Here is a 22,863-nt window from a genome sequence, read left to right as displayed (position 1 = left end):
TCTTTATAATACTCGGCGAACGCCTAATATGCCAGTGCTATTTCTGTTTTCAGGACATTTATTTCGACAAAATGTGATTAATCACTTCTGTTTCGTGAATTTAAAAGGTACTAAATACCTAGCAGCCGGGCAAGAAATAGGACTGTACATTTGGTAATAACAGCTAAAAAAGGGCCCGATCACAGTGATCGAAGGAAGCAAGGTTCTCCCTCACCTTCTACCGGACATTCTTTGGCAGAAATTATGAAGTGGTCTCCTTGTCGTTCCATCCGTATACTATGCCGAACCCTTTTAAAATTCCACTTAAAATCCAATATTAATTCTTATTGGTTCTGATGCTTGTAGCATTTAAACGGTTAAGCGCCCGTTGCAGAGCTACTTCCGCCCGATGATGATCTATCTGTTCCTGCTTGCTCTGGAGCCGCAGTTCTGCCCGCTCCCTTGCCGCACGGGCACGCTCCACATCAATTTCTTCGGAACGTTCCGCACTCTCAGCCAAAATGACCACTTTATCCTTGCGGACTTCAAGAAAGCCCCCATTGACCGCGATCACTTCGGTTTGACCACCGATTTTAATGCGTATCGGTGCAATCTTCAAGGGAGTGACCAAGGGAAGGTGTCCAGGTAAAATCCCAAGATCGCCTTCCGAGCCGCGAACACTGATGCTGTTTACCTGTTCTGTATAAACCAGGCGCTCCGGCGTCACAATCTCTAGTAAATACGTGCTCACTTGAATCCCTCCTGGAAGCTGTCCGCAGACAGCTCACTTCGTAAGGCTCGGCTATTCTTTGCCTGTTGTTTACAACGTTTTAGCTTTTTCAACTGCTTCTTCGATGGCTCCTACAAAAAGGAAAGCCGCTTCTGGAAGATGGTCATACTTGCCTTCCAAAATTTCTTTGAAGCTTCGTACAGTTTCTTTAACCGGCACATATTTACCTGGGAAGCCGTTAAATGCTTCGGCAACGTGGAAAGGTTGAGAAAGGAAACGCTGGATTTTACGTGCACGTGCCACCAACATTTTATCTTCTTCACTCAGCTCGTCCATACCCAGGATGGCAATGATATCCTGAAGCTCATTGTAGCGGGCCAAAATTTGTTTTACCCCTTGTGCTACATTGTAATGCTCTTCACCCACAACGTCTGGAGCCAAAATACGGGAGCTTGATGCGAGTGGATCAACCGCCGGGTAAATACCCATTTCGGAAATTTTACGTTCCAGATTCGTTGTAGCATCCAAATGGGCAAACGTTGTAGCAGGAGCCGGGTCAGTGTAGTCATCCGCAGGCACATAGATCGCCTGAATGGAAGTAACAGAACCTTTTTTAGTAGAAGTAATCCGTTCTTGCAATTGACCCATCTCAGTAGCCAGCGTAGGCTGGTAACCTACTGCTGAAGGCATACGTCCCAACAGGGCCGAAACCTCAGAACCTGCTTGAGTAAAGCGGAAAATGTTATCAATAAAGAGCAACACGTCACGGCCTTCTTGGTCACGGAAGTATTCCGCCATCGTCAGACCTGTGAGAGCTACACGCAAACGTGCACCCGGAGGCTCGTTCATTTGTCCGAACACCATCGCTGTTTTGTTGATAACGCCGGAATCTCTCATTTCATGGTACAAGTCATTTCCTTCACGTGTGCGTTCACCTACACCCGCAAATACAGAAATACCACCATGCTCCTGAGCGATATTGTTAATCAATTCTTGAATGGTTACGGTTTTACCTACACCAGCACCACCAAACAATCCGACTTTACCACCCTTAGCATAAGGAGCCAGCAAGTCGATAACTTTAATACCGGTTTCGAGCATCTCTGCTTGAGTTGTCAGCTCATCGAAAGAAGGAGCTTGACGGTGAATCGGATTTCTAGCCGTTTCACTCATATCAGCACCATTATCAATTGGCGTTCCAAGCACGTTAAATACGCGTCCAAGAGTAGCTTCGCCGACAGGTACTGAAATAGGTGCTCCCAGATCTATGGCTTCAGCCCCACGAACCAAACCATCTGTGGAAGACATAGCAATACAACGCACACGGTTGTCACCTAGATGTTTTGAAGCTTCGAGCGTCAGATCAATTTTGACTCCGCTCTCCAGCACAGTCCCAATATGAATGGCATTCAGGATTTCTGGAAGTTGTCCACGTTCGAACTCAACGTCGACAACCGGACCCATGATGCTCACTACGCGTCCTTTGTTCATCTTTTGGTTTCCCTCCTACAAGCTTGCACAGCCGCAAATCCGAACCACTCTGATTTGTTTTGCGCCCGCAATTTATCATAATAGTGTAGACCCTGCTATAAAACAGTCACAACAAGCCTAATTAAGACTGAGCGCTTGCCCCTGCAACGATTTCCGTAATTTCCTGGGTAATAGCCGCTTGACGAGCACGGTTATAGGTCAAGGAAAGCTCACCAATTAACTTGGAAGCATTCTTCGTAGCAGATCCCATCGCCGTCATCTTCGCTCCCAGTTCACTAGCTTTACCATCCAGCAAAGCGCCGTAAATGAGCGTTTCCGCGTAACGCGGCAGCAATACTTCCAGCACTCCTTCTGGTGAAGGCTCATACTCATAGTTAATTGAGGATGAAGCTGTAGCTGAATCCGGTGTTGCCATTGGTAACAGACGGTCAACTGTTGGAATTTGAGTCAATGCGTTGACAAAGCGGTTATAGCATAGATAAAGCTCATCAAATTCTTTAAGTTCAAAGCCTTGTACAGCCTTGCTTGCAATTGTTTTGATATCTGCAAAAGCAGGTGTATCCGACAGATCTGTTACCGATTCAGCGATAGGAAATTCACGACGTCTGAAATAATCCCGTCCTTTTCGTCCAATGATGAAAATCACAAATTCATCCTGTGAACGGTGACGTTCAGAAATCGTCTGCGTAACCTGTCGTAAAATATTGGCGTTATAACCACCAGCCAGACCACGATCAGATGTAATGATGAGATAAGCAGTCTTTTTAACCGGACGCGTTTCCAGCATTGGATGCTTGATGTTATTCGCTCCAGAAGCAATGCTACTCACAACTTCCTTAAGCTTTTCCGAGTAAGGACGAGCCGACTCCGCTTTCTCCTGAGCTTTTCTCAGCTTGGATGCAGCGACCATTTCCATCGCTTTCGTGATCTGCTTCGTACTCTGCACACTTTTAATCTGACGTTTAATCTCGCGCATACCTTTTGCCATGATTTCACCACCTTTAAGCTCTAGCAAAGCCAAAGCTAACTTCGTAAGCAATCCCTTAGCTTGGGCCAAGTCCAAGCACTTCGTAAGATTCAAATCCAGCCGGACATATGTTAAAGGGCCTGTTATTGAGGGTAAAACATGCCAAGGAAGCCAAAACCCGGAGGGCACGCTTCCTTAGTACATCTTTCATCATAAACAGGCAAATTCCAATGTATTAAACCGACGTGGCGAATGATTTTTTGAATTTCTCGATAGCCGCCTTCAAAGCCGCTTCGTTATCAGCAACCAGGTCTTTCGTGTCGCGGATAGATTGAAGCACGTCTTGATGGTCAGACACCATGAAAGACAGGAAGTCTTTTTCAAAACGTTTTACATCCGCTACAGGGATATCATCAAGGAAGCCTTTTACAGCAGTATACAAGCTCACTACTTGTTGCTCTACAGCAAGCGGTTGGTTAACACCTTGTTTCAAAATTTCCATCATGCGTGCGCCGCGATCCAGACGGGCTTTTGTGGATTTATCCAAGTCGGACCCGAATTGGGAGAACGCTTGAAGCTCTCGATATTGAGCAAGATCCAGACGCAGGGAACCTGCTACCTTTTTCATCGCTTTAATCTGAGCTGAACCACCTACACGAGATACAGAAATACCTACGTTAATCGCCGGACGTTGCCCTGCATAGAACAAGTCAGCTTCCAAGAAGATCTGTCCATCCGTGATGGAAATAACGTTGGTTGGAATATATGCAGAAACGTCGGAAGCCTGTGTCTCGATGAACGGCAATGCGGTAAGTGATCCGCCGCCCAACTCATCATTTAGCTTCGCTGCACGTTCCAGCAAGCGAGAGTGAAGATAGAAAACGTCACCCGGATATGCTTCACGACCCGGTGGACGACGCAGCAACAGGGACAGTTCCCGGTAAGCTGATGCTTGTTTAGTCAAGTCATCATAAACTACAAGGACATGCTCGCCTTTGTACATGAAATACTCACCCATGGCGCAGCCAGAGTAAGGAGCAATGTACAGCAATGGTGATGGTTCGGAAGCAGATGCCGTAACGACAATCGTGTATTCCAGCGCACCGTGACGACGCAATGTTTCAACAACTTGAGCTACCGTGGATTGTTTTTGACCAATAGCGACATAAATACATTTCATGCCGTTACCTTTTTGGTTCAAAATTGCATCAATTGCGATAGAAGTTTTACCTGTTTGACGGTCACCGATGATCAACTCACGTTGACCACGACCAATCGGAACCATCGCATCAATAGCTTTAATCCCCGTCTGCATAGGCTCATGTACCGATTTACGGGCCATAACGCCTGGAGCCTGACTTTCAACCGGACGGAATTCTGTTGTAGCAATCGGTCCTTTACCGTCTACTGGTTGTCCCAGTGGGTTAACTACACGTCCGATCAATGCTTCCCCTACAGGGACCTGCATGATTTGACCTGTACGTTTTACTTGACCGCCTTCACGAATGTCGGAGAATTGACCCAAAATAACAACACCGACATTGCTTTCTTCCACGTTGAGCGCCAAGCCCAATACGCCAGTGTCGAATTCAACCAATTCACCGGCCATAACTTTTTCCAGTCCGTAGACGCGGGCAATACCGTCGCCGACTTCAACAACAGTGCCGACTTCAACGACCTCGATATCATTTTTATATTGTTCAATCTGACTTTTAATCAATGAACTGATTTCCTCAGGTTTGATACTCAAGTGTGTTCACCCCTATCTTCTATACTCGTCTGTTAAAGGATTTCTCGAGACGATCCAGCTTGCCGGCCAGACTGCCGTCGTACAGTGTATCGCCGATAACCACTTTCAATCCGCCCAGTAGACTCGGGTCCACTATATTTTCCACACGGATTGTTTTATGTTCACGGGCTCCGAATTCCTCGGCTACCGCTGTTTTTTCCTGATCACTTAAAGCATAAGTCGAATACACCTTTGCATGAGCAATTCCCAGCTTGTATTCCTGAATATCGAGGTATCCGGCAAGGAGAGATTCGAACAAATCTGCTCTACTACGCTGAATCAACAGCTTGATCGTGTTAATTAGCGAGGCAGAAAGCTTGCCTTCAAAACTGTTAGCCAGAACTTGAAGCTTGACCGCTTCCGTAATGTTAGGAGAATTAATGAATTTACGGATTTCAGCATCCCCCGATACAGCCTCTACAAAAGCACGTAGCTCCTGCTCGGTTTCCATAATGGTCTGTTCCTGCTCTGCCACTTCAAACAAAGCTTTCGCATACCGTTTGGCTACTACCGTATCCCGGCTCATGCTTTGCCTCCTACCTCTTTAAGGTATTGGTCGACAAGCTCTCCCTGGACTTGGTCTTCCTTGATTTCCTTTTGAATCAGTTTGGAAGCAATTTGTACCGAAGCTTTACCCACTTCGCTGCGCAGTTCGGCAACCGCCTTATTACGCTCGCTTGTGATTTCACGAACAGCTTCGTCTTTCAGGCGGACAGCTTCGTCTTTAGCCTGAACAATAATTTGCTCCGCTTGTTTGTTACCTGTTTGTTTTGACTGCTCGATAATGTCGTACGCTTCCTTACGTGCCTGCTGGAGAGCCTGCTTTTGCTCCTCAACATAAGCAGCAGCCTGTTCACGCGTCTGTGCCGCTTCATTCATTTGCTGTAATACAAGCTGACGCCGCTTCTCCATAACGGAAAAGAGAGGGCCGAATGCATAACGCGTCAGTAACCAGTACAAGATCAAAAATGCAATGATTGTGAAAACGATACTTGTCCAATTTAAACTCAATTGAAGTCACTCCTTTCCGGTGAACGTCGGTTCTGGATCTTTCATGTTCAAACGAACAAAGAAGGCGCGGATGGCTGTGCCTTCCCCGCCAAACCTTGCTTCCATTCAATTAAGCACCTGCGTAGAAAATGAATGCCAGAACGACCCCGATGATTGGCAGGGCTTCGACCAGACCTACACCGATAAACATTACCGTTTGCAACGTTGCTTTTGCTTCAGGCTGACGAGCGATACCTTCAACTGTTTTACTTACGATCAGACCGTTACCAATACCTGCGCCCAAAGCGCCCAAACCTACTGCGATTGCAGCTGCGATATATGCCCAAACTCCCATTTTAAAAATCCTCCTTAGTGATGTGTATTTATATTGTACATGTATTTGCAGTTAAGAGCGAAGCGTACTCCTGAACTTAACTAAAAACCGGAAAACGAGCTTGTCTAATGCTCTTCTTCATGCGTGTCAATGGACTGCGAAATGTATACAAACGTCAGAATCGTGAAGACGAACGCTTGAATACTGCCGACAAAGATACTAAATCCTTGCCAAACAACGAGTCCCAATACGGAAGCAATCCAGCCTCCTACACCAAGTGCTGTCAATTTCAGCAGAACACTGATCAAAACTTCGCCGGCAAAAATATTACCGAATAGACGCATACCATGTGTCAATAGTTTTGAGAACTGCTCAATCAAGTTAATTGGCAAAAAGAATGGAAATGGCTGAACGTAATGCTTGAAGTAAGCTTTGGTATTGCGGAAGATTCCCAGGAAATGAACCAGGACAAAGATCATTAAAGCGAGTCCAATAGATACCCCTGCATCTGCAGTAGGTGATTTCCACCAGCTGATGCCTACATGGGCAGCTTCGCCTGGGTGAGACGCCTGTGCTTGTTCTAATGCTTCTTTGACTGGAATGATTTCATGTCCAAATACTTGGGCACTTTGCGCATTATCGAATTCGGTCACAATCCCGAACGGTAAGCCCAGCATATTCCCCACGAAAATGAACATGATCAGCGTCATCCCCAAGGAGAGGAATGGCTTCCCTTTTTTCAAATCCATCGTGCTGGTAATCAGTCCTTGAACGAATTCTACGACCCATTCCATAAAATTTTGCAACTTGCTTGGATTGTCCACAGACAAATTGCGCGTTGCAGCAAATGCCAGTCCAAATACAATCGCACAAGTCACAATAAGCATAATAATGACGGACAAGTCAATGTTAAACCCGCCCAATTGGATAATCGGTGATTCATGCAACATGTTTTCTCACCCCTTTCTCAGTTGAGCCATCATTTTTCCTGAAGCGCGAATATGATGCCTATAATTAACAGAAGAAATTGCCCAGTCACCAGGCTTGCCATTACAGCGATCTCATGGAAATAGGCCGGAAATTCTATCGCCAGCACCACTGCCAAAATTGAGGTCCCTAATCGAACGCCAAAGCCAATACCAAACACTCTCTTCTTTCTTTCACCGGCGGCCGCACTCGCAACCTGTCGAATTTTGTAGGCCATATACAGCACATTTAGACAGCTTACTCCCGTTCCCAGAATGATTCCGTGAGCAATGTCACGATGTTGGGGCATGAAGGCGGAGACCAGGAAACACAGAGCCATAATACCAAGCGCTACGATCCATAACATTTTTTGCATACGGGTCATCTCATTCATGGTTATCCCTCAGTACCTTTCCGATCACAAGGGCAATACTTAATGCGCCTACAACCAAGCCTGCGAGAACGCTTACGCCAATCCAAATTCCGGAGCCACCAAGTTTGGCATCAAGCCATTTTCCTGCATAGAAACCACCCAGTGTGCATATCGCCAAATCAATGCCGATCGCGCTCACCAGTCCTATAGCCTTAAAGGCATTTCCGGTGTTATTTCGGTTGTTGTTTTGCTTGGAAGGTTTGACCACTTTTCCATGTCACCCCTGCAATTCCAGTCCATTTTACTTAAATATAAGATACTTTGTCAATTGAGATATTTTAGTGCCCTAAAGTATAAAATCAAACGACAAAGCATCTTAAATTGCTGTATCCCTTGGTAACCGTACAGTTTAACTGTATGCTTGCCTTGTAAAGAATAATTATATCGGACGAACACCTTTTGTGAACATTGTGTGAAATTCTTCAGGGCGTTCGGATTGAACACCATAATGGTGCAAAATCGCATTGACAATTCTTACTGATGCTTGTCCATCGCCGTAAGGATTCGCTGCTTGGCTCATAGATTCGTACAACGCGGAATCTGTCAAAAGTGCCTTGGTCCGATTGTACACGTTCTCTTCACTCGTACCCACCAGTTCCAAGGTGCCCGCTTCAATTCCTTCCGGTCTTTCAGTCGTATCACGCAGCACCAGAACAGGTACTCCGAACGAAGGCGCTTCTTCCTGAAGCCCACCGGAATCCGTAAGGATCAGATGTGTATGTGGGTAAAAATTGTGCAGATCCACAACATCCAGCGGATCAATCAGCTTAATACGCGGATGGTTGCCTAAAATCTCAAATGCAGGTTCCTTCACAGCCGGACTCGGATGAACCGGGTAAACAATAGCGATATCCTCAAACTCATCCGCAATTCGCTTAACCGCATTAAAAATCTGACGATGCGGTTCCCCTTGGGATTCCCGGCGATGTGCTGTCATAAGAATCAGGCGTTTGCCCTGAGCCCAGTCCAGTACGGGGTGCTCGTAATCCTGGCGAACCGTATACTGAAATACGTCAGTTACTGTATTGCCTGTAACATATATTCGCGATTCAGGCTTATTTTCCTTCCGCAAATTTCCAGCCGATAAAGAAGTAGGCGAGAAATGCAGATCAGACAGCACGCCTGTGAGCTGACGGTTCATTTCTTCAGGATATGGAGAAAGCTTGTTCCACGTCCGCAAGCCTGCTTCCACATGCCCTACTTCAATCTGCTGCATAAAGGCTGCATAGCTGGCGAGGAAAGTGGTCAGCGTATCGCCGTGAACCAACACGATATCGGGCTTGGCCTCACGCAATACAGGTTCCAGACCTTGAAGTACCCGCATGGAGATTTCATTAAGTGTCTGGCGATCCTTCATTACGTCCAGATCATAGTCAGGGTGAATATTGAAAACTTCCAGAACCTGATCAAGCATCTGGCGATGTTGAGCCGTAACGCATACCACGGACTCGATATGTTCCGGGTGACGCTGAAGCTCCAAAATAAGAGGAGCCATCTTAATCGCTTCCGGACGCACACCAAAAATTGTCATCACTTTGATTTTGGACATTTTCTGTTGAACCCCTTTTCATAATAAATGTCCGCTTCACAGATCTTCCATTATTCAGAAAAATGACCTGTCATAACGTCCATAGATTTTGCCGAAACGCCAAAGGCAATCTACTTGGTTCCGTACAAGCGGTCTCCCGCGTCACCAAGACCTGGAATGATGTATCCATGATCATCCAGACGCTCGTCCAATGCAGCGACGTAGATGTCTACATCAGGATGCGCATCCTGCACAGCTTTGACTCCTTCAGGAGCAGCAATCAGATTCATCATTTTAATTTGAGTGCAACCTCTCTTTTTCAACACATCAATCGCCGCAATTGCCGAGCCACCCGTTGCAAGCATCGGATCAATCACGATCAACTCGCGCTCAGTTACATCTGTAGGCAGCTTCGTATAGTATTCTACGGGTTGCAGCGTCTCAGGATCGCGGAACAGTCCCACATGGCCTACCTTTGCTGCAGGCAGCAGCTTTACTACGCCATCCAGCATACCCAAGCCTGCACGCAGAATCGGAATAAGACCCAGCATACGTCCTGAAATCACTTTACCTTCTGTCTCAGCAACCGGTGTCTGCACCGTAATGCTTTCCAGCGGGATATCCCGTGTAATTTCATAAGCCATCAATGTTGCTACTTCATCCACCAGCTCGCGGAAATCCTTGGTGTTGGTCCGCACATCGCGGATAAATGTAAGTTTGTGTTGGATCAAAGGGTGATCGCAAACCACCAGTTTCGCCATAATATATTCCCTCCGGTATTATCGTCACGTTCTTTCGCGCCAGCATATCGAACTATCCTGAGTCGAAAGGATCTATGTAACCTATTTGTACAAACCAAATAAGCACAGATGCAATGCGTGCCTGTAAATCCTGTTTATTATAACATTCCCTTGATTGATTTAACACCTGCCACCGCAACCTTTTGTCAAGGGAAAGATATGACATGTAAAATACTTATTAAGACCACTTCACGTGTGACTTTCGTCACATAAAAACACATCAAAAAGGCCCTGACGGCACTTGACCGTCAAAGCCTGTGGACTTTAAGCTTCCTGCCCGACCTATCCCCTTTGCATCCTCATGCAGCGCTATTCTTTTATCTATACTTCAAATTGTCCCATGCTCCCTGAAATTGCTGAAGCATTTCATCCTTCGTGATAACCCCTGCAATATAGGCTTGCATACTACTGCTTAAATCCTGATTCAGCCCCTTCGGGAAGCGTTGGAAGTTCCAGCTCCATATCTTGCCTTCCCTCACATGCCGAGATATTTCTGCACCTAGATCACCTGTCATCTCGTCACTGGACGTGATACTTTTGAAGGCGGGAACAAACTTAAACTCCTTGGTGATATAGTGCTTGCCTGTTTCTGATGTGACCAACCAATTGAGGAATTCTTTTGCCTCCTGCTTCACAGGCGAATTTTTGTTGACCACCCAGTTCGAAGCCACTCCGACAGCCAGTCTACCTCCTGTGGAGGGATCATTGTCTATAGGAGCAGGCAGAATACCCAAATTCAAGTTAGGATTAATTCCATCCATTTGCGGTTGCGTCCAGTTCCCCTGGTGCATCATAGCAGCCTTACCTGTCGAAAACAGTGTCACTTGTGTATTGTAATCCGTAGTGAGCGGATTGCGGTTTCCATATTTTATAGTTAGGTCAAGCAACTTCACCCACTGATCGAACACGGGGTTACCGGGGATGCGAGCCGTTCCTTTGTTTAAATCCGCAACATAACTTTCTGGGTTCGGCTGTCTGGCAAACGGGATATTGATAAAATGGTTCCCCAGAACCCACCATTCCGCATACCCGTTAGCAAAAGGTATAATCCCTGCCGCTTTCAGTCGCTTAGCTGCTTCCTCGAGTTCATCTATCGTCTGAGGCAGTTTGGTTATGCCCGCTTTTTTGAACAAATCCTTGTTATAAACAAAACCAAATCCTTCTAGGTTCATAGGCTGTCCATAAATCTTACCGTTAACCGTCATCGGCTTACGAGCAAAATCGTCCAGATCCTTCACCCATGGCTGATCCGACAAATCCTCCAAGTACTCCAGCCACGTATCGCGGTCCTGGTAGCCCTCATTTGTAAAAATGTCCGGCTGATCGCCTGATGCGAATTTAGCCTTCAACGAAGCACCGTAGTCCGTACCACCACCGACAGATTGGATATCCAGCTTGATGCCCGGGTGCGTTTTTTCATATTCTGCCTTCAGCTTATTTAGCGGTTCCGAAATCTCTACTTTGAATTGATAAATGTGTATCGTTTTCGTCTCACTCTGTTGAGCCTTCGTATTTCCACAACCTGCAAGTGTACATGCGAGCAGCACCATCAAGGAGATGACAAGTAACGCTGTTTTTTTCATCGGTTATCCCTCCCATCAGCCTTTGACCGCACCGGCTGCAATGCCAGAAACGATGTATTTTTGCATCACCAGAAAAAACACAACAACTGGCGCGATCCCCAATACCAGTGCTGGCAGCGCCAAGTCCCATTGCTTGGTGTACTGACCAAACAACATATAGGTTGCAATCGGAATGGTGCGCAACTCAGGATCATTCAAAATGAGTGAAGGCAACAGATAGTCATTCCAGATCCATAAGGTGTTCAAAATAAGTACGGTTACGAACATAGGCAGCAGCAGTGGACAAACAATGCGAAAGAACACCCCGTACCGGGATGAACCGTCCACCCTTGCCGCCTGCTCGATCTCAATAGGTACCGTTTTAATAAAGCCATGAAAAAGAAAAACGGACAAAGGCGCTCCAAAACCCAGATAACATAAGATCAGTCCCGGTATACTGTTGTTCAAGCTCAATACGTTGGACACTTCCATAAGCGGCAACATAATTGATTGAAAAGGGACTACCATCGCAGCCACAAGCAAACCGAATAGGCAACGATTAAAAAGAGTGTCATGCCGAACCATCTGGTAAGCGGCCATTGAGCTGATTAGCAGCAAAAGCGCATTACTGACGATCGTGACAATCAGTGAATTCCCCAGTGCTGTGGGAAAGTTTATTTTATTCCAGGCGTTAGCATAGTTTTCAAAACGGAAGGTTGTCGGCCACGAAGCGGAATGGGCCAAAATGTCGCCAAAGGATTTAACGGAGTTTACGAGCAAAAAATAGAACGGAACCAGAAAGATTAACCCGATCACAATAAGCAATAATTCAGCAGCCCATGTGCCCAAACGATAGTTTGACGTTTTTCCCATTACATTTCGACCTCCTTTTTCTTCGTGAGACGCACCTGAATGCTGGTAATGATCGCAACGACCACAAAGAAAATCATAGCTTTGGCAGTCCCTAATCCAAGTCGATTATTTGTAAACGCTTCATTATATATGTCCAACGCTACAGACTCTGTCGACTTGAAAGGTCCCCCCTTCGTGAGAGCCAAATTCAACTCAAATACTTTAAAGGACCAGGATATCGCCAGGAACAAGCAGACGGTCACCGCTGGCATAATAAGTGGTACTACGATATGACGCAAAATCTGTCTTCGGCTTGCACCGTCGATTTGGGCCGATTCAATAAGGGCATGCGGGACATTATTTAACGAGGATATGTAAATAACCATGAGATAACCTGCATATTGCCATACAAACACAATGACAGTCCCCCAAAAAGCAGTTGGCCCATCACCCAGCCACGGCAGTTTAAAAAAGGAAAGCCCTGTCGCCTCTCCTACCGCAGAAAAGCCTCGTACAAAAATAAATTGCCAGATAAAACCGAGCAGCAAGCCGCCAATCATATTGGGCATAAAAAATACAGTTCGCAGTGCATTACGGGTACGCAGCGGTTTGGTAAGTGCATAGGCTAGGAAAAAGCCAATCAGGTTTGTCAGAATGACACCACATACGGTAAACCGGACCGTAAACCAGAACGCATTACGGAAATCTGGATCATCCCTAAAAATATGAACGTAATTCCCTAGTCCGAGCCATCGGATATTTTCAGATACTCCATCCCAGTTCGTCATGGAATAATACAGCCCCAGCAGGAACGGAATGACCATAATCAAGACGAAAAACAACGCCATCGGTCCCACAAATACGAGTTGCTGCAATAATTGCGCGGATTTTCTTTGACTCAATGCAATCACTCCTTTGTCGTAGATCATGAAGGAAAGCGCGCATAAACCCTTACTGTAATCGCTTATTACCCAAAAATGTATGTTTCGAGTCGTTCGGAAGCAAAAAAAGGCTGTTCTCCTCCGGCTTATGGAAGGAAAACAGCCTTTAACATAAAGATTATGAATATCGATGAATTAGTATTGAGTTCCTGGATAGATCGGGAACTTGTCTGTCAACTCGCCAACCGCTTGGCTTGCTTTGGACAATACAGTATCATCTTTCGGGTTTTTAAGGGTTTCAGCAATGATTTTACCGATTTTGACCATAGCCTCTTCATCCATACCACGAGATGTTGCAGCAGGTGTACCAATACGAATTCCGCTTGTTACGAATGGACTAGTCGGGTCAAAAGGAATCGCATTTTTATTGACCGTGATGCCCACGGAATCCAATACATGCTCCGCTTCTTTACCTGTGATATTCAAATTGCGCGTATCCAACAGCATCAGATGGTTATCCGTACCACCCGATACAATGTTAATCCCCTCAGCCAGCAGTGTTTCAGCCAGCACCTGTGCGTTGCGGACTACGTTTTGCGCATAGGTTTTGAACGATGGCTGGAGCGCTTCACCCAAAGCAACCGCTTTGGACGCGATCACATGCATCAGTGGCCCCCCTTGAGTACCAGGGAAAATAGCTTTATCAATCGCTTGCGCCCATGCTTTGCGAGTCAGAATCAGACCCCCACGCGGACCACGCAGCGTTTTGTGTGTCGTTGTTGTTACAAATTGGGCATGCGGAACTGGACTTGGGTGAATTCCCGCTGCCACAAGACCTGCGATATGTGCCATATCCACCATGAACAAAGCACCTACATCATTGGCAATGGAAGCAAAAGCTTCAAAATCAATAGTACGCGGATATGCACTCGCGCCAGCTACAATCAGACGAGGACGGTGCTTGAAGGCTGCCTTACGCACTTCATCGTAGTCGATGCGGAAGTTGTCTTCGCGTACACCATAGGCAGCAAAGTTATACAACAAGCCGGAAGCGTTAACCGGACTTCCGTGTGTTAAGTGGCCACCATGCGCCAGATTCATACCCAGTACAGTATCTCCAGGTTTGAGAGCTGCCAGATACACCGCCATGTTGGCTTGTGCTCCAGAGTGAGGCTGCACGTTAGCATGCTCGGCGCCGAACAGTTCTTTCGCGCGGTCACGTGCGATGTCTTCAACGATATCTACATGCTCACAGCCACCATAGTAGCGTTTGTTCGGATAACCTTCAGCATATTTATTCGTCAGCACGGAGCCCATGGCTTCCATTACTGCTTCACTGACAATGTTCTCGGATGCGATTAGCTCGATATTGTGGCGTTGTCGTTTCAGTTCAAGTCCCATTGCTTCCATCACTGCCGGGTCACTTTTACGCAGGTGTTCCATCATGATTGATTACTCCCTCTCCATAGTCAATTGTTGGGTATACAAGCAAACGCCTGCTCCTCTGTTGGGTACCTCATCATCAATGCAAAAAAGATTAGTACAAACATGCCGCCATGCCAAATGCTAATCGCAGTTTCCGCCGACTTCTTGCTCCAGACTGTACACCGCCCGTTGTCCGCCAATAAGTGGAGGACGGGTGAACGCTGCTGTCACACGTGCTTCGCCAATCCAGCGAAGGCTTGGGCGAAACGGAACAGCAATGGGTCGCAGATGCATGCCAATCAGCGTTTCGCCGATGTCTATCCCGGCATGAGCCTGCACGTTCGCCGCCAAACACGCGTCGCTCATAGAACGATAGGCGACGGTAGCCATAGAGCCTCCTGCTGTACGAACAGGAACAGCTGCAACCTCCATCAGTCCCAATCGCTCCAGCACAGCCCGTTCAACGACCAGCGCTCGGTTCAAATGCTCACAGCATTGAAACGCCACATCAAAGCCATACTCCCTGCGAACAGACTCTACTCCAGACAACAGTTGCTGAGCCACATCGAGCGCTCCCGCCGTACCAATCCGACTTCCAGCCACTTCACTTGTGCTAACGCCGATAACCAGCAGGCGACCAGCCTTGAGACTGGCTGCTTCTGCGATTTCCCGCACGACAGAAGTGGTCTGTGCTTCCAACGGAATCTCATGATCTAATTGTTCCACCATTGGAACCTCCTTTGGTTGAACAGCCTCTCAGAGACTAGGCACGGTCTCATGCCCCAAGTTCAACACACTCTCTCCTGATCACAATCTGACTATATTATAGCCGATGTTTCAGATTTCGAGCAGAAAAAATGGAAGAATCTTTAATGGAATCAACTCTCAGCTAAAAATCTGGCATAACTTGTATATGAAAAAAAGAGCAGTCCACACCTATGTGGAATTGCTCTTTTGCCCAGGCGACCGGCCGTATATCCGATGCTCCATCGTGGTTAATCCCACTTTTGTCGCCAGTTACATCGGATTCTCATTTTTCCACCTTATCTTAACGGATTAACCGCCAAAAATCAACAGATTCCGTACAAAACAGATGAGTAATACCAATTTTATTCGGAAGATGCCTTTAGCTTGTCCAGCAGCTTATGCAGTGCCGTACGGATTTCCGCAGCTGTGACATCGTAATCTTCTCGCGAACCGCCAAACGGATCAGAAATATCAAAGCCCGGAATCCGTTGGTGTAATTCAATCATTCGTTCACGCTCCTGCGCCGATAGCTCTTGTCCGAGTGAAGCCATCAACTGCTGTGAAGCATATAAACTATCCAACTCCTGTACATCATTCAACACCGCATCCCGGTTCTCCACATATTCCTTAAGCGTAAATACTTTGCCCGCCGTTTGGGGAAAGCGCTGAATTAAGTGCTGTTTATGTCCTTGCGTCAAGGTTAAGATCAGATGCGCCCACCCGGCAAGCCCGTCGCTCAAAGGGGTTGAAGTGATCTGATCGGATATATCATGATCACGTAGAACCGCCTCTGCATGTCGGGATATCGGCGTGCCTTCCATCGCGGCTACTCCCGCAGAACGTACTTCCAGTTCTAGCCCATGCTCAGCAGCCAACTTACGCAGCATCCCTTCAGCCATTGGACTGCGACAGGTGTTCCCTGTGCATACGAATAAGATATTCTTCAACGTTTTCACCCCCCGTATGTTAAAAAATATATAAACAGAGGATTACTATAATTCTAATCCCTTACTATAATCCTGCATTTATTTTACACTGTCTACGCTAAAATCAAAACATAAACATAAAGCCGAATGCCAGCAAAATGGCACCGCCCACTGCTTCTCCATAATCTCCTAGATTGCGGCTGACCTTGCGACCCAACAGCAGGCCCAACATCGCCATTGCTCCCCCGCAAAAACCAAACGCCAGAACGGACAGCACCAGATCACTTTGGAACATACCTAGTGACACTCCTACAGAAAATGAGTCAACGCTCACCCCAAGTGCAAACAGCAAAAGGCCTAAAGGCGAACGATGATCCAATACCTGTACGCCGTCCCCTTTAAAGGAATTATACACCATATGCCCGCCCAAAAGGATGAGTAACCCCCCTGCGAAGTAGGCCGTCACATGACCTAATAAAGAACTCATATAATGGCCTGTGAACATTCCCAGCAATGGCATCAGAATGTGAAAAAAGCCAATAACAGTACTGATGCGCAGCACGTCTCGCAGGCGTATCCCCTTCATGCCGATCCCTACGCCCAGCGATAACGCATCCATTCCTAGCGCTACCGCCATGATCAGAATCGTTACAACCTGCCCGGCATGGGCAGAGGCTGCCAGCATACTCCATCCCTCCATTATCCGTCTGTTCTTGTACACGTTATGCGGACAAGGGGCAAATCAGTACAAGCATACACTGAAAGTGCCCAATACCAAGACGAGGAGAGGAGAAATTTAATATAAGAGGCTCTGATTCGACAGAAGCTACAAGCGGACGATTCGGTGACCTGCCGCTTTAAGCAGGCGGTTCATGACGGCGTCTCCCAATCCTTTCGGCGGACAGGATTCCGCCAAAATGTAGGTGACGCCGTCCTCGTCGCAGCGGCGCAGCACGCCGTACAGGCGCTGCGCTGCCTCATGGAGCGCGTCCAGCTTGCCTAGCGTGTAGACGCGCTCTCCGGCGTAGCCGGCGGCATGCTCGTCGAACGCGAGCACTGCCGTGCGCTCCCCGCGCGCGGAAGCCTCCGCCAGCGCGGCGCTAATCCAGCCCGTCACCTCAACGGACGACGGGCCTTGTACCACGCTCAAGCGGCCTCGCGGCGCGTAGTGCGTGTACTTCATGCCTGGCGAGCGCGGCGCCGGGCTGTCCGCGTCTTCCCCAGGCGTAGCGGCCAACGCCGGGTCCAGCACGACGGCGCGAGCAACCGCAGCGAGCTGCTCGGCCGTCACGCCGCCGGGGCGCAGGATGGTGACGGTTCCGTCGTCACCCGCCTGCACTACCGTGGACTCCAGTCCCACCCCCGTGGGACCTCCGTCCAAAATGCCGCCGATGCGGCCCTCCAGATCCTCCCGCACATGCTGTGCAAGGGTGGGACTGGGTCTTCCCGACCGGTTGGCGCTTGGCGCAGCCAGTGGACAACCCGCTTCAGCGATCAAACGAAGCGCTATCGGATGATCCGGCATGCGCACACCAACCGTGTCCAGCCCGGCTGTCACACGCGATGACAGTGCCTGCGGCACTACCGGCAATACGAGAGTCAGTGGTCCCGGCCAGAACATATTCATCAGCGCTCGGGCTGTATCGTTTATTTCTGCTACCATACCCTCTAATTGATCAACATCAGAAATATGTACAATGAGCGGGTTATCGGAAGGGCGTCCTTTGGCAGCAAATACCGCCTCCACCGCTTTTGTACTACGCGCATCGGCCCCCAGGCCGTACACGGTCTCCGTAGGAAAGGCTACCGTCTCTCCAGCTTGGAGGAGTAAGGCGGCCTCGCGTATGCCCTTTTCCGCCGCAATCCGAGCCTGTTCATCCCAAATTTCGTCAGAAACATCCCCGTCAGTGTTGCTCACAGGAACCAAACATCTTACATCCCACCATTGTGTATGGGAAGACTTCAATGCCTGCTTCAGCTCGCGAATCCCCTGTTCATCTAGCTTTTGCTCAGGTTTTTCCTTTTGCACAAATTCTCCGCGCAAGTCTTGCATTTGATTCGATTTATCGCTCATATCAGATCATCCCATATCTTATTGTCATATACAGGCCAGTGATTTCGCCTGATCCTATAAGGCTACTTTGTAAGATCAGTTCATTTGGCTCTGCCATGTGTATATCTATCGTAAGCTCCATTATAGCATATGGGGAAACTTACACTCCTCAACGTTTAGGCAAACAAGCCACTCACCCAGCTACACAGTCCCGCAAGTGCATCCCACAGAAAAAAACGTACTTCCGGCTCCTTGTCAGCGGCATTCGTCCGACTTTCTCCGTGATCCGTTTTTGCTGATACCGTTTGTGCCGCTGCTTCCCCACTGCCTGCATCAATAAAACATAGCGGAGGAAACAGCACGCACCACCAATTTTGACCTTTTCCTTGCCCCAGCGTAACCCGAAGTGCCTCATAATTCCCTGCCGGGTAGACAAGACCACCGTACATTTTCGTTGGGAAAGGTACGCTCGCCAGTTCCACCTGATGATCATATGCAATGCCCCGACGAGCCAGTTCCGTACCTACCAAACGGTCAATTTCAGGTAAATGAGCACCAATCAATGATCTCGCTTGATCTAAGCTTTGCGGGTTTTCCAGCTCACCCACCCAGGCATTCATCTGCTGTACAATAGCGTCCCGTATTTCGCGTTTAACCAGCTGATCCTCCGGACGATCCGAGTTGGCCAAAATACGCAGTCGAATGGAGTCATGCGGAATCACATTCAGCCCTGTTGTAGCTACTCCTGATGCTAAGATTCCTCTTGTTCCAGTGGTCATAGCAGCATCCGTCTTTTGACCTTCCCAAGACATCATTAATATCGAAATACAAAATAGTATCATTGCGGCTTGCTTTACCCAACTTCTCATTTTCGTCCCCCCAAACCCAAACTCTATCATGTCTATCAGTCTGTCCGGTTTGGGAGAGTCTAAACCTATGATTCTTGTAAAAGATTCAGGACCACTTTACAGATTTTTTTCAAAAATACCCTCAAATCATGCTACACCAAGCTTCTGACCCTCACCGAGGAATATGAAAAAGCCCAGATTTCACAATCTGGACTCTCTCGTTGCACCGTTTCAACTCACACAAATACCAATCATTATCTAGCCACATTCCACCTGTACTAGGCTTATTTCGCCTTCGTCAAGCTTAGTCTGGAAGGCTGTGGCAGATCATCCTCCAGCTCTTGGCCGTGCACCTTAATACTCATAACCAAGCCGATACTAGCCATGTTAATAAGCAACGAGGTACCACCATAACTTATGAACGGGAGCGTAATCCCCGTAAGCGGCATAATGCCCAGAAACGCACCAATATTCTCAAAAATCTGGTACAGCAACATGGACACAATCCCGACAATAATATACGGTCCGGCGCGATCCCGGCATTCCAGCGAAATCAGGATCATGCGGTGAATCAAAATAAAATATAACAATAGCAGCACTGAAGAGCCTACAAAGCCAAATTCCTCCGCTACGACCACAAAAATAGAATCCGCGTACGTATAAGGAACACGCCCGGACTGTACCGAGGTTCCATGCAAAAAGCCCTTGCCCATCATCCCGCCAGAGGCTATCGCCAGCTTGGCATTTTTGGTATGATAAGACGCCTTCGCGGTTGCCTCTTCCGGTACCAACCAAGGGTCCAAACGCTCAACCCAGTGACTACGGCCAATCCCCTTCATAAAGGAATCAATCTCATCGTGAAACGAAATATAAGCTTTAATCCCGCCGCCAACAGCGACTGCAAATACTATGAATCCGATCAACGCATGGGATGCCTTCACATTACCAATCCATAGCATACCGATGACGATGACAATATAACCGAGCGCATTACCCAAGTCATTTTGTGCCATAACCATGGCAAACGGGACAAAGCTCACCAGTGCGACCGGAAGAACATCCTGAATAAAATACAGCTTGCTCTTGCGCTTTTTGATCAGCATATAAGTCAGAAAAACGATAAGGACCAGCTTGAATACCTCAGCAGGCTGAAGATTCAAGCCACCAATTTTCAAAAAGCCCTGAGAGTTGTTAACCGTCCCGCCAAAAAATCCGAGACCCAACAAGAATATTCCGCCTCCATATACGTACAAGGCTTTTTTAATGAATATCCGAAAATCGACCATCGCTAAACCCAAAATCGCCACAAAACCCAATATATAATACCCGATCATCTTCTGGTAGTCATTGCCGTGCTCTGCCAAGTTCGTAGGGCCCCTACCTGCGCTGTATACCGTTATGATACTAATCGCCATGAGCAAAACCAGAATAAAGATAACCGGACCGTCAATTTTTTTCAATTTCTGAAGCATGATTTCCCCCTGAGCCGTTTCTCGGTCATACTCCTCTTATTCTAAAGGAAAGACTCGCAAAAAGAAAATGCAGCACTACTCCGAGACACCTAGGACATGTCGCTCGATCCCTGCAAGGTCAGGAACGATTATAATGTTCTTCCAATGACCTGCCTGTGCCAGCAGACCAGCCACGTCTCTGGCCTGTCCCATCCCCAGCTCAAACCCGATTAGCCGCGGCGGAGCCTGAAGGAGTCCGAGCTGTTCCAGCATTGCCCGATACGGGCCGAGCCCGTCAGGACCACCATCCAACGCCATCCGCGGCTCATGGTCGCGTACCTCTGGCTGTAAGCCAGCGATGTCAGCAGCCGGGATGTACGGCGGGTTGGACACGAGAATGTCCACCGCCGTTCCCGCGAACGGCGCCAGCAGATCGCCCTCGCGGAATTCTACGGCTGCGCCGTTCGCAGCAGCATTATGAGTCGCTACTTTTAACGCGGCAGCCGAAATATCCCCTGCCGCCACGCGCCAGCTCGGTCGCTCAGCCGCCAGCGTCACGGCAATCGCACCGCTGCCTGCGCCGATGTCGAGCGCCTGCGGAGCGCCGCTTGGCCACAGCCGATCGCCGTGCTGGAGTATCGCCTCGACGAGCAGTTCTGTCTCGGGGCGCGGAATCAGCACCGACGGCGAAACCGCGAACGGGCGGCCATAAAATTCCTGCCGTCCGATAATATACTGCGCCGGTTCACCCGCAGCTTTGCGGGCTATAATCCGTTCCCACTCCTCCCTGACGGAGGAAGGGAACGAATCACCCAGAGCAGCGTAAAACGCCGTGCCTTCCAACCCGAGCACATGCTCCAGCAGTAAGCGGGCATTGTGCTGCGGCTCCAGAACACCACAGCTTCCTAAAAAAGAAGAAGCCTCAACTAAGGCTTCTCTGACACTCATGTTCCGTTCCGGCGACATCCGATACACACAATCGCGTTCGTTCCCCAAAACTTAAACCTCTTGTTCCATCAAATCAGCCTGCTCTGCAATCGTGAGCGCTGATACGATTTCTTCGATCTCCCCGTTCATCACCTGGTCCAGCTTATGCATAGTTAGGCCAATACGATGATCCGTTACACGGCTTTGCGGGAAGTTGTAGGTCCGGATACGCTCACTGCGGTCTCCAGTACCTACTTTGCTCTTACGCTCGCCTGCATATTTGGCTTCCTCTTCCTGACGCAACATATCCGAAATACGGGCACGCAAAACTTGCAGCGCCTTCTCCTTATTGGAGTTCTGGGATTTGCCGTCCTGACAGGTTGCCATAATACCTGTAGGCATATGTGTCACACGCACCGCCGACTTGGTCGTATTAACGGACTGCCCGCCTGCACCGCTGGAGCAGAACGTATCCACGCGAATATCCTTGTCGGAAATTTCAATATCCACTTCTTCTGCCTCAGGCATAACGGATACTGTAGATGTCGACGTATGAATACGTCCACCTGATTCTGTTGTCGGAATCCGCTGTACGCGGTGTGCGCCGCTTTCGAATTTCATTTTGCTGTATGCACCACGACCGTTAATCATGAAAATAACCTCTTTAAAGCCCCCGAGATCATTCATGTTCGCGTCCATCAGCTCTACACGCCAGCCTTGAGTATCGGCATAACGAGTATACATCCGGTACAAGTCTGCTGCGAACAATGCCGCTTCGTCACCACCCGCTGCACCACGAATCTCAATAATAACGTTCTTATCATCATTCGGGTCCTTCGGCAGCAGCAAAATACGGATTTTTTCATCCAGCTCCCGCTTGCGAACACTAAGTTCATCAATCTCCATTTTGACCATTTCACGCATCTCGTCGTCCAGCTTTTCACCCTGCATGGTTTTTGCAGCTTCCAGCTCTTCAACGACATTTTTATATTCGGTATATGCTTCATAAGCAGGCTGTAAATCAGACTGTTCTTTGGAATAATCTCTAAGTTTTTTGCTATCGTTCGCTACATCCGGATCGCAGAGCAGTTCGCTCAGTTTATCGTAGCGGTCCGCCAATGATTGCAATCGGTCCAACAAGCGATTCACCTCTTCAGTTAAATTAATATGAAACCAGCTTCAAT

24 protein-coding genes and 1 riboswitch are annotated in these 22,863 nt (G+C 48.1%); all 24 genes read right to left on the bottom strand.

The genetic code is table 11. The annotated features are described in order from the left end of the window. Positions 1–316: 316 nt before the first annotated feature. The 24 genes from NLX82_RS15555 to prfA all read right to left on the bottom strand — a co-directional run bounded on the left by NLX82_RS15555 (position 317) and on the right by prfA (position 22,819). On the bottom strand, positions 317–730 hold the full coding sequence (locus NLX82_RS15555; protein ID WP_013312322.1) for a F0F1 ATP synthase subunit epsilon: 414 nt from the start codon (positions 728–730) through the stop codon (positions 317–319). Positions 731–799: 69 nt separating this feature from the next. Continuing rightward, positions 800–2,200: a F0F1 ATP synthase subunit beta gene (gene atpD, locus NLX82_RS15550; RefSeq protein WP_013312323.1), complete on the bottom strand. Its 1,401-nt coding sequence runs from the start codon at positions 2,198–2,200 to the stop codon at positions 800–802. A gap of 121 nt (positions 2,201–2,321) precedes the next feature. After that, on the bottom strand, positions 2,322–3,188 hold the full coding sequence (atpG, locus tag NLX82_RS15545; protein WP_023990707.1) for an ATP synthase F1 subunit gamma: 867 nt from the start codon (positions 3,186–3,188) through the stop codon (positions 2,322–2,324). 214 nt (positions 3,189–3,402) lie between these two features. After that, entirely contained in the window at positions 3,403–4,917 is a 1,515-nt protein-coding gene (gene atpA / locus NLX82_RS15540; RefSeq protein WP_013312325.1) for a F0F1 ATP synthase subunit alpha, read from the bottom strand. Between the two features lie 19 nt (positions 4,918–4,936). Continuing rightward, positions 4,937–5,482 (bottom strand): F0F1 ATP synthase subunit delta, encoded by a 546-nt coding sequence (locus tag NLX82_RS15535; protein WP_013312326.1) that lies wholly within the window; start codon positions 5,480–5,482, stop codon positions 4,937–4,939. Continuing rightward, positions 5,479–5,967, bottom strand: coding sequence for a F0F1 ATP synthase subunit B (atpF, locus tag NLX82_RS15530; protein WP_023990709.1), 489 nt, complete (start codon positions 5,965–5,967; stop codon positions 5,479–5,481). Before atpF ends, NLX82_RS15535 begins: the two co-directional genes overlap by 4 nt. Positions 5,968–6,076: 109 nt before the next feature. Further along, positions 6,077–6,301, bottom strand: coding sequence for a F0F1 ATP synthase subunit C (gene atpE / locus NLX82_RS15525; protein WP_007432750.1), 225 nt, complete (start codon positions 6,299–6,301; stop codon positions 6,077–6,079). 104 nt (positions 6,302–6,405) lie between these two features. Continuing rightward, entirely contained in the window at positions 6,406–7,230 is an 825-nt protein-coding gene (atpB, locus tag NLX82_RS15520; RefSeq protein ID WP_028542178.1) for a F0F1 ATP synthase subunit A, read from the bottom strand. Positions 7,231–7,259: 29 nt separating this feature from the next. Continuing rightward, entirely contained in the window at positions 7,260–7,640 is a 381-nt protein-coding gene (locus NLX82_RS15515) for an ATP synthase subunit I (protein WP_013312329.1), read from the bottom strand. Beyond that, the gene (locus NLX82_RS15510; protein WP_023990711.1) at positions 7,633–7,887 is read right to left on the bottom strand and encodes an AtpZ/AtpI family protein; all 255 of its coding nucleotides are present in this window, start codon (positions 7,885–7,887) and stop codon (positions 7,633–7,635) included. Before NLX82_RS15510 ends, NLX82_RS15515 begins: the two co-directional genes overlap by 8 nt. A 171-nt stretch (positions 7,888–8,058) precedes the next feature. Next, complete coding sequence (gene wecB / locus NLX82_RS15505) at positions 8,059–9,228, bottom strand: non-hydrolyzing UDP-N-acetylglucosamine 2-epimerase (RefSeq protein WP_023990712.1); 1,170 nt, start codon at positions 9,226–9,228, stop codon at positions 8,059–8,061. Positions 9,229–9,338: 110 nt separating this feature from the next. Next, positions 9,339–9,968: a uracil phosphoribosyltransferase gene (gene upp / locus NLX82_RS15500; RefSeq protein ID WP_013312332.1), complete on the bottom strand. Its 630-nt coding sequence runs from the start codon at positions 9,966–9,968 to the stop codon at positions 9,339–9,341. Positions 9,969–10,324: 356 nt separating this feature from the next. Then, complete coding sequence (locus NLX82_RS15495) at positions 10,325–11,590, bottom strand: ABC transporter substrate-binding protein (RefSeq protein ID WP_053326266.1); 1,266 nt, start codon at positions 11,588–11,590, stop codon at positions 10,325–10,327. 15 nt (positions 11,591–11,605) lie between these two features. Further along, complete coding sequence (locus NLX82_RS15490) at positions 11,606–12,442, bottom strand: carbohydrate ABC transporter permease (RefSeq protein ID WP_069080911.1); 837 nt, start codon at positions 12,440–12,442, stop codon at positions 11,606–11,608. Then, the gene (locus NLX82_RS15485; protein ID WP_371915917.1) at positions 12,442–13,350 is read right to left on the bottom strand and encodes a carbohydrate ABC transporter permease; all 909 of its coding nucleotides are present in this window, start codon (positions 13,348–13,350) and stop codon (positions 12,442–12,444) included. Before NLX82_RS15485 ends, NLX82_RS15490 begins: the two co-directional genes overlap by 1 nt. Positions 13,351–13,497: 147 nt before the next feature. Beyond that, positions 13,498–14,748, bottom strand: a complete 1,251-nt coding sequence (locus NLX82_RS15480; RefSeq protein ID WP_013312336.1) for a serine hydroxymethyltransferase — start codon at positions 14,746–14,748, stop codon at positions 13,498–13,500. A 120-nt stretch (positions 14,749–14,868) separates the two neighbouring features. Beyond that, a complete protein-coding gene (locus NLX82_RS15475) occupies positions 14,869–15,456 on the bottom strand; it encodes a TIGR01440 family protein (RefSeq protein ID WP_023990717.1) in 588 nt (195 codons plus the stop codon). A gap of 220 nt (positions 15,457–15,676) precedes the next feature. Further along, positions 15,677–15,758: riboswitch (ZMP/ZTP riboswitch) on the bottom strand. A 78-nt stretch (positions 15,759–15,836) separates the two neighbouring features. Continuing rightward, positions 15,837–16,421: a low molecular weight protein arginine phosphatase gene (locus NLX82_RS15470; RefSeq protein WP_069080908.1), complete on the bottom strand. Its 585-nt coding sequence runs from the start codon at positions 16,419–16,421 to the stop codon at positions 15,837–15,839. 103 nt (positions 16,422–16,524) lie between these two features. Next, positions 16,525–17,085: a manganese efflux pump MntP gene (locus NLX82_RS15465; protein WP_023990719.1), complete on the bottom strand. Its 561-nt coding sequence runs from the start codon at positions 17,083–17,085 to the stop codon at positions 16,525–16,527. A 141-nt stretch (positions 17,086–17,226) separates the two neighbouring features. Then, the gene (locus tag NLX82_RS15460) at positions 17,227–18,474 is read right to left on the bottom strand and encodes an L-threonylcarbamoyladenylate synthase (protein WP_254348497.1); all 1,248 of its coding nucleotides are present in this window, start codon (positions 18,472–18,474) and stop codon (positions 17,227–17,229) included. Between the two features lie 155 nt (positions 18,475–18,629). Then, positions 18,630–19,322, bottom strand: a complete 693-nt coding sequence (gene spoIIR, locus NLX82_RS15455) for a stage II sporulation protein R (protein ID WP_254348495.1) — start codon at positions 19,320–19,322, stop codon at positions 18,630–18,632. Between the two features lie 263 nt (positions 19,323–19,585). Continuing rightward, entirely contained in the window at positions 19,586–20,773 is a 1,188-nt protein-coding gene (locus NLX82_RS15450) for an FtsW/RodA/SpoVE family cell cycle protein (protein WP_254348489.1), read from the bottom strand. Positions 20,774–20,848: 75 nt separating this feature from the next. After that, on the bottom strand, positions 20,849–21,748 hold the full coding sequence (gene prmC, locus NLX82_RS15445) for a peptide chain release factor N(5)-glutamine methyltransferase (RefSeq protein ID WP_075154859.1): 900 nt from the start codon (positions 21,746–21,748) through the stop codon (positions 20,849–20,851). A 3-nt stretch (positions 21,749–21,751) separates the two neighbouring features. Further along, a complete protein-coding gene (gene prfA, locus NLX82_RS15440) occupies positions 21,752–22,819 on the bottom strand; it encodes a peptide chain release factor 1 (protein WP_023990723.1) in 1,068 nt (355 codons plus the stop codon). Positions 22,820–22,863: the final 44 nt, after the last annotated feature.

Origin of the sequence: Paenibacillus sp. A3M_27_13 (assembly GCF_024213315.1) — a bacterium.
GTDB classification, from domain to species: domain Bacteria; phylum Bacillota; class Bacilli; order Paenibacillales; family Paenibacillaceae; genus Paenibacillus; species Paenibacillus polymyxa_B.
Note: the sequence above shows the minus strand (reverse complement) of the source record. Positions and strands in the feature narration are given on the sequence as shown.